This window comes from Vibrio sp. Vb1127, assembly GCF_033338735.1.
Lineage (GTDB): Bacteria > Pseudomonadota > Gammaproteobacteria > Enterobacterales > Vibrionaceae > Vibrio > Vibrio alginolyticus.
In genome coordinates, this window is record NZ_JAWOTF010000001.1 from 37,579 (window position 1) to 50,801 (window position 13,223).

General features: G+C 47.1%; 9 protein-coding genes. 1 reads left to right on the forward strand and 8 read right to left on the reverse strand.

Annotation, left to right across the window (positions count from 1 at the left end; all coding sequences use genetic code 11):
* Positions 1–96: 96 nt before the first annotated feature.
* From R7H07_RS00185 to R7H07_RS00220, 8 genes are all read right to left on the reverse strand, one after another.
* Positions 97–1,359: a hydroxymethylglutaryl-CoA reductase gene (locus R7H07_RS00185; RefSeq protein WP_115386657.1), complete on the reverse strand. Its 1,263-nt coding sequence runs from the start codon at positions 1,357–1,359 to the stop codon at positions 97–99.
* Between the two features lie 354 nt (positions 1,360–1,713).
* Positions 1,714–2,931 (reverse strand): mannose-6-phosphate isomerase, class I, encoded by a 1,218-nt coding sequence (manA, locus tag R7H07_RS00190; protein ID WP_054575431.1) that lies wholly within the window; start codon positions 2,929–2,931, stop codon positions 1,714–1,716.
* 124 nt (positions 2,932–3,055) lie between these two features.
* Positions 3,056–4,396 (reverse strand): MFS transporter, encoded by a 1,341-nt coding sequence (locus R7H07_RS00195; RefSeq protein ID WP_005376086.1) that lies wholly within the window; start codon positions 4,394–4,396, stop codon positions 3,056–3,058.
* A 6-nt stretch (positions 4,397–4,402) separates the two neighbouring features.
* A complete protein-coding gene (gene uhpB / locus R7H07_RS00200) occupies positions 4,403–5,905 on the reverse strand; it encodes a signal transduction histidine-protein kinase/phosphatase UhpB (RefSeq protein WP_206958869.1) in 1,503 nt (500 codons plus the stop codon).
* The gene (gene uhpA / locus R7H07_RS00205) at positions 5,905–6,513 is read right to left on the reverse strand and encodes a transcriptional regulator UhpA (RefSeq protein ID WP_005376090.1); all 609 of its coding nucleotides are present in this window, start codon (positions 6,511–6,513) and stop codon (positions 5,905–5,907) included. The genes uhpB and uhpA overlap by 1 nt, the downstream gene beginning before the upstream one ends.
* A 138-nt stretch (positions 6,514–6,651) precedes the next feature.
* Positions 6,652–8,046, reverse strand: a complete 1,395-nt coding sequence (gene uhpT / locus R7H07_RS00210; protein ID WP_206958867.1) for a hexose-6-phosphate:phosphate antiporter — start codon at positions 8,044–8,046, stop codon at positions 6,652–6,654.
* Positions 8,047–8,450: 404 nt separating this feature from the next.
* Positions 8,451–9,281, reverse strand: coding sequence for a formate dehydrogenase accessory sulfurtransferase FdhD (gene fdhD / locus R7H07_RS00215; protein WP_206958865.1), 831 nt, complete (start codon positions 9,279–9,281; stop codon positions 8,451–8,453).
* A gap of 53 nt (positions 9,282–9,334) precedes the next feature.
* On the reverse strand, positions 9,335–10,219 hold the full coding sequence (locus R7H07_RS00220) for a LysR family transcriptional regulator (RefSeq protein ID WP_206958863.1): 885 nt from the start codon (positions 10,217–10,219) through the stop codon (positions 9,335–9,337).
* Between the two features lie 667 nt (positions 10,220–10,886).
* Between R7H07_RS00220 and R7H07_RS00225 the strand changes: the two genes are divergently transcribed.
* Positions 10,887–13,211 carry an FdhF/YdeP family oxidoreductase gene (locus R7H07_RS00225; RefSeq protein ID WP_042520945.1) on the forward strand — a complete coding sequence of 775 codons (2,325 nt, stop codon included), beginning with the start codon at positions 10,887–10,889 and terminating at the stop codon, positions 13,209–13,211.
* Positions 13,212–13,223: the final 12 nt, after the last annotated feature.

The following is a 13,223-nucleotide window of genomic DNA, read 5'->3' on the forward strand; positions in this document are numbered from 1 at the left end:
AGTTAGTTTCAAGAAATTATTGAGCCAATAAATAAAGTCCATTGGTTTGCACAAGAGAAAACCACACGGATGTTCTCTTGTACAAAGCAACAAAGGTTATTTTCGGGCAAGCTTATGGTGAGCACGAGAAAAGTGATCGGCACAAAATGCGCCCACGATCGAGAGTTCGCCAGCCAGACAAAGCGCAGCTGCGACTTCGGCTAACGCTTTCGCATTGCCGTTGCCGTGCAAACCCAAAATATCCAAACATGCTTTTTGCGTTGGAAGGCCAGTACCACCACCAACCGTCCCCACCATGATGTTTGGCAAGGTCACGCACGCGTACAAGTTGCCTTGAGCGTCTACATCCATACGAGTGATTCCAATGGCAGACTCTGCAACACAAGCTGCATCTTGACCACAAGCAATGTACAGCGCGGCAAGGGCATTTGCGTAATGCGCGTTGACGCCAATTGTCCCGCTGAGTAAACCACCCACCGTGGTCATTTTGCCAAATTGAACCATAGACTCCGGCGTCGTATGCAGATATTTTTCCACCAACTCAGCAGGAATGGTCACTTCGGCGGATACTTTCTTACCGCGTACCGAGCGCAGTGTGTGTGCGTTTGGTTTTTTGTCGCCTGATAAGTTGCCATCCAAGAATGCTTGAGTTGGTTTGATTGGGCTGGTCGCCAAAATATGATGGAACACTTCGTTTGTTGCGATGGTCACCATGTTTTGTCCGGAAGCGTCACCAGTCACGTATTCAAAGACCAAATAAACATGGTTTCCTTCGATATTTACATTGATGTCTTTGAGTTTGCCATGTGAGGTGGTGGATTCCGCAATTTGACGAAATACGTCAAACTGGGTCACAACCCAACTGACGAACTGGCCGGCGTCAGCAAGGTGATTAAAGGCGAATACTGGTGTTCGGCTCACCCCTTCACTTAGTAACAATGCGCTCGCGCCACCAGCGGCGGTGATAAGATTTGCGCCACGGTTGTAGGAAGCGACTAACGCGGCTTCTGTCGTTGCGAGCGGAACCAAAAAGTCATCGTTCGCATACAAACCGTTGACGCGCAAAGGGCCTGCGATGCCGACCGGCACATTGACAGTACCAATGAAGTGCTCGATGTTGTTGGAGTAAGCGTCGCAATGTGACTGTGTGAAAGGATCAAGAAGATGATCTTTATTGGTCACTTGTTCCAATACTTGCCAACGGCGCGCCAAATGCTTATCCGATAGGCCAGGGCTTAAGCAGAGACGTTTCTCTGGCTTGTGAAACTTCGGTTCTAATGCCGATTGAATCTTACTGCTGGTTTCGATATCGGAAAGGGCGGAGCTTTGAACAGGGTTATCTTGGTTTAACTTCGGCATACAAACGTTAACTGAAAAATCGAACCAGAGATTGTAGTGATTGAGGCTTTGATTACAACGTTGATTATACGTTTTGCAACAAATACCACTGTGCAAGCGCCTTTATTATCCAAGTGATTTGATATTGGAGCGGCGAATTTACTGGAAATAAATGGGTTTTGACAATGAATGTTGCAGTGAATAGAGGAACCTATGGTTCTTAGAGAACTTAGATGGTTTAGACCGCAGCGGCTTTGAGTCGATAAGGTGTAAGAATGAGTGTCTTAAAACCGGACAGGCTCAATCTATGAGAGGAATAAGCTGTCTAACCCAGTCCCTTGGGTCAGACGCTAGCTTGAATCCGTTATCCAGAAGTTAGTTAAAGGTGCGAGCCACACGTCCCGCACTTTGAATACGGTAATGGCCAACGTAAGCAGGAACAAATACCGATTGTCCTTTCGCGGCGGTTAACGTCTCACCGTTATCACTGATGAGTGTCAGGTCGGCATCAATCGCCATCAAAATCTCTGCGCTGTTAGCCTCAATCACTTCATTGTTCGGTTCGTTAAGAATGCTGAAACTAAAGTCTGCCACTGGAACGGGGTAAAGGCTTTGGCAACCATTGGCATTGGGTTCTAGAACAAGGCCGTTAAACGGCTTAGGCACAAAGTCTGTGCATTTAACCAGTTCTTCAACATCCATATGTTTCGGCGTGAGTCCTGCACGCAAAACGTTATCTGAGTTCGCCATGATCTCTAATCCCGTTCCTTTAATGTAAGCGTGTGGCGTTCTTGCGCTCAGGAACATCGCTTCGCCAGGTTGCAGCGTGATGACATTCAACAGTAATGGCGCAAACAAGCCGACATCGCCGGGGTATTGAGTGGATAGATCCAAGATGAGCTGGAAAACGTCGCTGTCAGTGCCTTGTTCCGATTGACGTGAAGCGTGGGCAAGAAGTTGTTTCAGTGCTCGCTCTTTTGTTTCTCCTTCTATGGTCAGAATGTGCACAAAGAAATCGCGTAAACCTTGTGAGTTGGCTTCGTGTTTGAATGCATCTAGTGGCGCGCGTAGCTCATCGATATCGCAAAGGCTAAATGCCTCAATAATCTCGGAATACGAGCGAAAACCGTTCATGGCTTGGTAACTTGTTAGCGCGTACACCAACTCAGGTTTGTGGTTCGGATCCTTGTAGTTACGATGGCTCGCGTTTAGTGGGATCCCAGCACTTTGCTCTTTTTCGAAACCTATTTCGGCATCTTGTTTGCTTGGGTGAACTTGAATCGACAGTGCGTGTTCGGCCGCTAAGATCTTAAACAGAAAGGGCAGGTCGCCAAATTTCGCTGCGGTTTCTGCTGATAAATAAGCGGGTTGGTTTTGTTTGATCAGTTCAGACAAAGGCAGCGTGTTTTGCTCAATCTGAACTTCAGAGCAGCCGTTTGGGTGAGTACCCATCCATACTTCTGCTTGAGGCTCATTCGTTTCGTTAGAAAAGCCAAACAAATCGTGAATAGAAGAGGTGCTTCCCCAAGCGTAGTTTTGGATTTTGTTGTTCATTTGAAAGAAGCTATACGATGAAATAGTGTTCAAATTCATGAATTTTTCCCATAGTTAACCCTCCGAACTGAATCGGAAGAAAAATTAAGCAGAGATACATTAAATAAGGATGGCGAGCTCGGTTAGGTCACTCGCCAATTTGCCCGAAGGGCGATAAGTCGATTTACAACCGAGGTTTTGGTTCGAGTGGTTTTCGTGATGGTTGCGCTTGCAAAAATGGCAGCAACAAAAGGCCAATGACGGCTGCACAAACTGAAATGGTGATGAAGAAACCCGTCCAATGATATTCTTCAAGAATTAACGCCAGTGGATAACCTGACAATGCTGCGCCCATGTAGGCGAACAAGCCCACGAATCCTGTTGCCGCGCCGGCAGAATCTTTGTGAGAGCACTCCGCCGCCGCCATACCGATCAGCATTTGTGGTCCAAAGACAAAGAAGCCGATGGAGAACAATCCCGCTGCTTGGAATGCAAAGTTGGTCAGAGGCATTAGCCAAAGCGCAGAGACAGATAAGAAAATCCCAATCGCGAACAGCAAGTTCATTGGTCCACGGTTACCGCCAAAGAGTTTGTCTGAGCCCCAGCCCGCAACCAATGAACCAACAAAACCGCCGATTTCAAACATAGACAGAGCAGCGTTGGCATTAATCAGGCTATAGTGATGCTGCTCGGTCAAGTACAGGTTTCCCCAGTCATTGATTGCGGTTCGGACGATGTAAACCAACACATAACTGAACGCGAGCAGCCAGATGTATTTGTTGTTAAATACGTACGATTTCAGAATTTCTCGGTAGGTGAGGCCACGTCCGTAATTTTCCTGCGCAAGTTCTAGTGCGTCGTTGCGCCATTGGCCGACACTTGGTAAACCCATTGTTGTGGGTTTGTCGCGCAATCGCCAACAAACGAATAGACCGAGTAATACGCCGATGATGCCGGGTAGAATAAAGCCTTCACGCCAGCTGTAGTGCAACGTTAAATAGCCCACCAAAATAGGGATCAGCGCGCCACCAACGTTGTGTGCGGTGTTCCAAATGGCCCATAAGAAGCCACGCTCGGAGCGTGAATACCAAGTGGTTAACAGCTTGGAGCATGAAGGCCAGCCCCAGCCTTGGAACCAGGCGTTTAAGATCCACAGAGTAATGAAAGCCGCGAGTGAGCTAGAAAAACCGAACGCGATATTGACCAGACCTGTCGCAATCAATCCTAATCCCATGAAATAACGAGGGTTAGAGCGATCCGAAATCGTGCCAGAAATAAACTTCGAACAACCGTAAGTAATGTAGAAAAGTGTACCGATAAGACCCAAATCGCCTTTATCTAAGCCAAGATCGGTAATCATCGCTGGTGCGGCGTAGTTAAAGGTCTTACGGGTAAAGTAGAAACCTGCGTAGCCGATGTACATCCCCAACATAATGTGCAAACGCCAATGGTGGTAACGCTGGTCGATTTGCTCGTTGCTCAGGCTCGGTTGAGTAAATTTAGGTGAACGTAAAAATCCAAACATCTTGAGTTACACCTTAGGTAAAGTAATGCTGATTTGTGTGCCGATCACTTGATCGCTGGTGGAGTAGATAACCATTTTTCCACCTAACGCGTGCACACGTTCTTGCATGCCGCGAACGCCCATGCCTTTCATGCTGTCCTGAACTTTGAATCCGACACCATCATCGTGAATCATCAGTGACACCGCAGCTTCTCCAATTGTCAGTTCAATATTGATCAACTGCGCTTCTGCGTACTTGGCAGCGTTATTTAATGACTCTTGGCATAAACGGAATAGGGTTACTTTGAGTGTGTCACTCAGGCTGGTGTAATCGCCTTGCCAGTTCAGTTGAACAGTTGTTCCGTGATTGGCGAATTCCATCTCTCGCGTCAGTTGCTCGACGGATTCTTTTAAGTCCAAATCATCCAGCATTTTTGGTCTTAGCTTGCTTAACAGTCGCTTAGTGGTGTCGTACACGTTGAGGGAAAGCCCTTCGATCATGTCGGCGCAACCCACGCTTGTTTCGGCGTTATTTACCCGCTTAATGATGTTGGCTTGTGTGCGGATCGCCGTGATGTTCTGTCCAATTTCGTCATGTAGCTCGCGCGCAATATCGCGTCTTACCGATTCTTCCGCTTTGATAAGCTGGCGAGACAAATTCTGATTGCGTGCAAGTTCGCCGCGCAGTTTGTGATTGAGGTCTTTTTGTTTCTGAACCCCTAAGCCGAGCATAATGCCGGTGATGGTTTGCGCCGAGAGAGATAATAACAAATCGGTGATTTCTAGATTTGATACGCCGCTGCGAGCCGCAATCAGCGCAATGCTGTTGAGCATGGTGGCGAGTAGGGCTCCTTGCCAGCCGTAACGAAGTGCCAGCACGATGATTGGGATAGCCATACAAAATGGCGCAAATCGTTTTAACTCTTCAGGCAAACTCGTTTGCACTAGAATGCTGCCGATAAGAAGTACGGCGTAAAACACAATGTGGCGAATGCTGAACACCACAGTGTTGTTCAAAAGATGCGACGTCAGAGGCGACCATCGGCTTTGAAATAGGTAGTTCCACAGTAGGTAGCACATAGGAACCAGCATCAGCCCACCAGAAATACTGGCTAACCACACCATGTAAACAGAAGGCACGTGAAAGCCGACCGCCATTACGTTGATGAAGGCGGTAATGATGATCACAACGCCCATGACGGCTAAGTGGCGGTTTTGGTCACCGTAGTAGTATTTTTTCGCAATCAGTGTGACAGGGATGCTGGCAACACTGGCGATCAGCACTGTGAGCCATTGAGGTTGCTCTAATAGGGTCGCAAGTGCAATCGTCAGCGCCCATTCTGATACGTAGATTGTTGGCCAGTACGCGGTGCGAGTGTGCAGCGCAATCCCCAATCGTAAGGCGAATGGGAAAAGCAGAATGGCGAGCTCTGGATCGTTGACAAAGTAGTAGGCGATCACCCACAAACAGAACCAAGCACAGGCCATAACAAACAGACCACAAATCGTTGTGACAGAATAGGCTCGCATTAAAAGGACTCTTGAGAAAATAGTTTGGCGAGCTCAACGTTGTTTTTCACGCCGAGTTTGTCGATGGCATTCGCACGATGCACATGCACGGTCTTGTGGCTCAAGCCAAGCTCTGCCGCGACAGACTTTACATCCAACCCGGTCGCAAGTAGCTGACATACCTCGTTTTCACGTTTTGTCAGTTGGCATAGAGAGGTGGTGTTGTCGCTAGGCGTTGCAAGTTTAAGTGCAATATCTGATGTGAGGTAACAGCCGCCAGAAGCACTGGTTCTCACGGCTTGAATAAGTTCGTCTGGGCTACAGCGTTTACTAAGATAGCCTTTTGCACCTAGCTTTAGTGATTTTTCCACCATCGCAGGGGAGTCATGCACGCTAAGCATCACGCAGGCAATGCCAGTTGGTATTTCGCTAAGAAAGTTTAAGCCGCTCTCATCGGGCATGGAGATATCTAGGATGACGACATGAGGGTGTACCGCAGGCAAGCCTTTTCGCGCTTCGGCGACAGAGCCGAATTCACCAACAACGGTAATATCACTTTCTAAATTTAATAATTGTGCGAAACCTGAACGCACGATGACGTGATCATCAACTAGAGCAACATGAATCATTATTACAACCAAATAGAGTAGGCGACTAACAACAATAAGCTCCAACAGGAGCTAATAGAAAAATCTTTAATGATACTGAATTGAGCCATGCTTTTTAATGATCTTGCGCGCTTTACCGAAGTAAAGCGCGCAGAGAAGCTAGGCTTGGTTTTGTGCAAGTTGAAGCTTCTTCGCGTGTCGAATCTTCCTCTCTTCCGCGATAGCGACGAAAGCAAGCAAAACAATACAAATCATGGCGGAGGTATCTAGAGCTGCGAAGGTACCTTTCCAACCTGTTAAGCCGAAGATAGGTGTACCGTCTGCAATCATACCGAGACCAAGTTTCGCGAAGCTGTCACCGATTAGGTAAGCGAATGTACCTTTTACGCCGTCAGCCACACTGATTGCTTTTTTAGGGACAAAACCAACCGCGGCAACACCGATAAGAAGTTGAGGACCAAACACCAAGAAGCCCAATACAAATAGAGAGGCTAAGTACATGAACTCGCTAGTGGCGTGTTGGTAGAACTCAAGCGATACGATGATCAAACCAAGAGACACACAAGCAACCAATGCGCGGCGACCGTTTGCTAAGTCAGATAAGTAACCCCACATCAAAGTACCCACAAGCGCACCGACTTCGAATAGAGTAAAGCCTGAGATTGCCGTTTCTTTTGACAGACCAAGTTCTTGGTACGCGTATACCGTTGACCATTGGTCGATACCGATACGAACGATGTAAAGGAAGATGTTGGCAAAGCAAAGTAGCCAGATAACTTTGTTTTTAAGAACGTATTCAACAAAGATTTCTTTTTTGGTCATCTGGTTTTCTTCAGCGGCGGTGTCTTCTTCACTCACTGCTTCATCGAAAAGTTCTTCTACTTTACCTAAACCATAAGCTTCTGGAGAGTCGCTACCAAAGCGCATACCGATAAAGCCAACGATGATCGCGATGATAGAAGGGAACACGAACATGCCGATTACGTGGCCGTTGAATAGGTAGTTGGCACCGAAAAGAGCAACACCCGCTGCGCCCGCACCACCAACGTTGTGTGACATGTTCCACAAGCCTAAGTAAGAGCCGCGTTTGTTACGAGGTGTCCATTTTGTAATGGTTGAGTAACTAGAAGGGCCACCAGTACTTTGGAAGAAACCACTTAGAGCGTAGAAAGCCACCATCAAGAACAGGCTTGCACTACCGCCGCCCATGCTGAAGCTGAAACCAAGCATTGCAAGACCAGAAAGGATCAGCATAAAAGGGAGGAATTGCTTGGTGTTCTTACCGTCAGCGTAGTAAGACACAACGGTTTTACCGATGCCGTATGTGATGGAGAAGCCAAGGCCAATAAGACCTAGGTCTGTCATGCTCAAACCGTAAGTTGAGATCATGTCGTTTTGCGCGACATTGAAGTTCTTACGAATCAAGTACATGGTTAGGTAGCCGATAAATACGACCAAGTAAGATTGGATGAACGGTTTAAACCACATCTTTCTTCTAACTTCGACAGGAAGATCGAGGGTCGGCTTCCGCACCTGTTCGAGGAATTTTAACATGATGAACTCTCTTGTAATTGTTTTAGAAACACAACGGAGACCGTTATGCGCTCTTGTTACTTTTGACTGAGCGGAATTCTAGAGAGTGGTTTTGTGAGGCACATGAGATGGTTGCCTAGATCGGCTAGGAAAAATTCCTAGAAATGCCTAGGAAGGCGGAAAAGCGTGAAAAGAGTCACACAATCCTTACTAATCTATGGGTCTTTGACAGGGTTCTTATCGGATTGGAAAGCGTTCAAATGCAAGCGGGTTAATATGCGTAAGCTTAGTGCAGACAAGGGGGGAGCACGTTTGGTTGGAGAGAATAGTGTCTTGTCGCTAAGTATCAATTGGGAACGAGAAGCAAACAACAGAGACCCAGAGGTCTCTGTTAGAAATATTAGGAATTCGGCTAGGTTGACGTGTTAAGGGGCAGGGCTGTATAGACGCGGCGAGCCGTGTTTTGGTAAGTGAATTAGGTTCAAATGGTTTCTTCTTGCCCATTCGACAGTTAACGCTGTAGGTGCAGATAAGCAAACCAGAGTGGGGATACGCGCGCGAACGGCTTTGTGGATCAACTCTAAGCTGCAACGGCTTGTCATGATTGCGAAGCCACTTTGAGGCTCGATGTGATTGTTGGCCAATGCGCCAATCAACTTATCTAGCGCGTTGTGGCGGCCGATGTCCTCTCGGCACAACTTGATGTTGCCTTGTAAATCTGCAAATAAAGCGGCGTGTAACGCGCCAGATTCACGTGCGGCTTCTTGATGCAGTGCGACTTTGTCTCGCAGCCCTTCGAATACATCGGAGCGCGGAGGAAGAGACGGTGTTAGCGGTGCCAAATCAGGCAAAGCTTGTTCCAGAGCCTCTACACCACAAATGCCGCATCCGGTTGTGCCGGCAAGATTTCGGCGCTGTGTTTTTAACGCCCAGAAAGCGCGGTTGCTGATTTCCACTTCCGCATAGTGAGATTCGTGATCGCCACCAATTTCAATGTCTTTAATCTCTTTGAAATCGTGGACGATGCCTGTGCTTAGGCTAAATCCTTTCACGAAGTCTTCCAGATGGCCTGGCGTCACCATCATGACCGCTTGGCTAATGCCGTTATAGCTGATAGCTAAGGCGGATTCACTCGCCAGCGACATTTGTTGCACTGGGCGGCCATCAATCAATTCTCGGTAATTGAACGCACTTGGTTGAGGTGGTGCTTGATTGAAATCGGACAGTTCTAAATAAGATTGAGTAGTACATCTCATGAAATCACCTCATAAGCCGTTATGTATGCCAAAAATTGACGTGTGGATTCTTGTTATCGATTGAATATGTTTTTTGCTTCTGCGAAGCACTGATCGGTTAGCGCGGAGAAGGGTTCTTGTTTTCGCTTTAACAAACCTAGCGGGGCGTGAACGGCGGCTTCTTCGATAGGGATAATGCGAAGCGTATCGTTCAACTCTTCCAATCCACAATTCAGCGGCATAATGGCGCAACAAAGGCCACTGGCTACTGCTTGGATCAAGTGAAAGGTGGAGTTACTTTCAATGACGGTTTGCGGAACCAGCCCTTTACTCACAAAGCTAAGATCAATGGAGTGGCGATAGTGCATGCCCTTCGAAAGCAGCCCTAGCGGAATGTTATTGAGTGACTCCCACAACACTTCAGATTCGGCAAAATCAAAATGACGCTCATCGAATAAAACGCCAAGTTTGGTTGAATCTAGTTCGATAACATCGAAGTAAGCGGTGTTGACTTGATCGACATAACACATCCCCAAATCAAGTTGATTGCGATTGAGTTGGTCTATGATCTGTTCGGTCGTCATGGAGAGTATTTGAAAGCGTAACTCAGGGAACTGGTGAGCTAATGGTTTGAGCAATTCCATCGGGTTTTGGCTGGCGAGTGGCACCATTCCAAGCCGAAGAGAGCCGACCAACTGACCACGGCAGTTAGCAGCCTCGGCTTGCAATCCATCATGAGCGGCTAAGACGGTTTTTGCCCAAGCTAAAATGCGTTCTCCGGCTTCAGTAAACCCTTCAAATCGTTGACTTCTTTGGATTAATTCGAGGTCGAGTTCTTCCTCTAAGCTTCGGATTCTCATGGACAAGGTAGGCTGCGTAATGTGGCACAATGCGGCGGCTTGACCAAAGTGTTTGGTCTGTTCAAGTGCGATGAGATATTTAAGTTGTTTGATATCCATAATGGCTTGTTAACCTTGCGTTGTGAGTCACATGTACGGGGGGAACTCCCTAAAAAGGGCACGGCACTACCGTACTTTTTAAGCGCTGGAGCGTTTTAACTGGGAAATGGAAAACCAAAACCAAGTCAAGAATAAAACCACACTCAAAATTGATCTGAATCAAGGCTATTCCTGATATTAATTAGGGTCAAATTTAAAGTATCTATAGTGTGATAGATATTATCTATTATCAAGAGTACCGATTTTATTGAGCTCGTTAAGCGAACTAGGTGGAATCGGATGGGAAAACGATTAACCTCATAAATTGTATTGATTAAAAATGTTATGACCGTCAGTGGAAAAATTCGTCATAGATTTTGTTTATCACTCGGTCAGGATTATCAATTGGACGCATATTGAATAACGACTTAATCTTTGATTTAGATCAAGACGCAACAATGCGAATTGAATCTACCAGTCTTAGAAACAGTAGGCGGGTATCCGATATCAAGAATCTAGATAAGTAAACGCTCGGACAAGCGAGAGCATGTTGAGTGGTTACTTATTTGGATTAAAAAATACATGGATTAGAAACTAAGCCCTTCAATACTTCCGCATTATCTCAATAAATAACGCGCTTGTTTTCACGGGCACCCTGCTTGCTGGTATATCTGCGAGGAGTAAAGTCGTGAGCCAAAAAGAACAAATAAAAACATACAAAGGTCCAGCTGGTGGTTGGGGTGCACTGAAAGCCGTAACCAGAAGTTGGTGGGGCAGTGAAAATGCAGTTAAAAACATTCGCACTATGCTCAAAACCAACCAAAATGGCGGTTTCGACTGCCCGGGATGTGCATGGGGTGAGTCGCCAGATAGCGGTAAAGTCAATTTCTGTGAGAATGGCGCGAAAGCGGTAAACTGGGAGGCGACCAATCGTCTGGTTGATCCTGAGTTTTTTGCCAATCACAACGTTTCATCTCTCTCAACGCAAACCGATTACTGGTTGGAATACCAAGGCCGTATCACGCACCCAATGCGATACGATGCCGAGTCCGACCACTATGTACCTGTCTCTTGGGATGAGGCTTTTTCTCTTGTCGCGAAACATCTCAATCAATTGGATTCACCGCACCAAGCGGAGTTTTATACCTCTGGTCGTGCAAGCAACGAAGCGGCGTTTTTATATCAGCTATTTGTGCGCGCATTCGGTACCAACAACTTCCCAGATTGTTCCAACATGTGTCACGAAGCCAGTGCAATCGGGATGAAAGACACTATTGGTGTTGGTAAAGGCACAGTGATTTTTGATGATTTTGAAGAAGCTGATGCGATTTTCGTGATTGGTCAAAACCCGGGCACGAACCACCCACGAATGCTTGAACCTCTGCGCGAAGCGGTAAAACGTGGTGCACAGGTTATCTGTCTAAACCCGCTCAAAGAGCGCGGGTTAGAGCGTTTCCAAAACCCACAAATGCCGATTGAGATGTTGAGTAACGGCTCAGAGCCTACAAACACGGCGTACCTGCGTCCTGCTTTAGGTGGAGACATGGCAGTGTTTCGTGGCATCGCGAAATTCTTGTTGCAATGGGAGCGCGAGGCATTGCAAAACGGTGGCAAAGCGGTATTTGACCGCGAATTCATCAAACAACACACGATAGGTATTGATAAGTATTTGGCTGAAGTGGATGCAACGTCTTGGGAACACATCGCGGAACAATCGGGTCTTGATTTAAGTGAAATCGAGATGGTGGCGAGCATGTATCGACGTGCAGAACGTGTGATCATGTGTTGGGCAATGGGGTTGACTCAGCATCGTCACTCTGTGCCAACCATTAAAGAAGTCGCAAACGTGCAAATGTTACGAGGTAACGTTGGAAAGCCGGGCGCGGGTCTTTCACCTGTGCGAGGTCACAGTAACGTTCAGGGCGACCGTACGATGGGCATTGATGAAAAACCTTCAGATCTGTTGTTGGATCGCATTGAAAGTCGATTTAACTTTGCCGTCCCGCGTGGTGAAGGCCACAACACTGTGCAAGCCATTAAAGCGATGGAAGAAGGGCAAGCGAAAGTATTTATCGGTTTGGGCGGTAACTTTGCACAAGCAACGCCAGACACAGAACGTACGCACAACGCGATGCGAAACTGTAATTTAACCGTACACATTTCGACGAAGTTAAATCGTTCTCACCTTGTCACAGGTAAAGATGCGCTTATTCTTCCATGCTTAGGCCGTACTGAGATTGATCAGCAAGCGACTGGCCCACAAGGCGTGACGGTTGAAGATACCTTCAGCATGGTACATATTTCATTTGGTCAGCTAAAACCGCGTTCGGAGCATTTGCGTTCAGAACCAGCGATTATTGCCGGTATTGCCAATGCTACACTCGGGGCAAAACCAATTGATTGGTTGTGGGTGATTGAAGATTACGACCGTATTCGCGATTTGATTGCCGACACGATTCCGGGCTTTACCGACTTTAACCATAAGCTCAAACACCCGGGTGGATTCCACTTGGTAAACCCAGCTGCTGAGCGTCGATGGAATACACCAAGCGGCAAAGCACAGTTCAGCTCTAGTGAGTTGCCGAAACAGTTGATCAGCGAAGCGATACTCGAAAAAGGCCAAAAGCCAGATTTGATCTTGCAAACCATGCGCTCACACGACCAATACAATACGACACTTTACGGCTTGAATGACCGTTATCGTGGAGTATTTGGTATGCGCGAAGTGCTGTTTATCAATGAAGCGGATATTCGTAAACTCGGTTTTGAACCGGGCGACAAAGTGGACATGGTGTCATTGTGGGAAGATGGCGTTGAGCGCCGTGTGAGCGGATTTACGCTTGTTGCCTATGATGTACCAGCAGGTCAGGCGGCGGCTTACTATCCAGAAACAAACCCATTAGTTCCTTTGGACAGTTATGGGGATAGAACGTTTACGCCAACCTCTAAGTTTATTGCGATAAAATTGGAAAAATCGACATCCGATAAGATCGCTTTGGTGGAAGCGGAATAGTGACCAAACCGG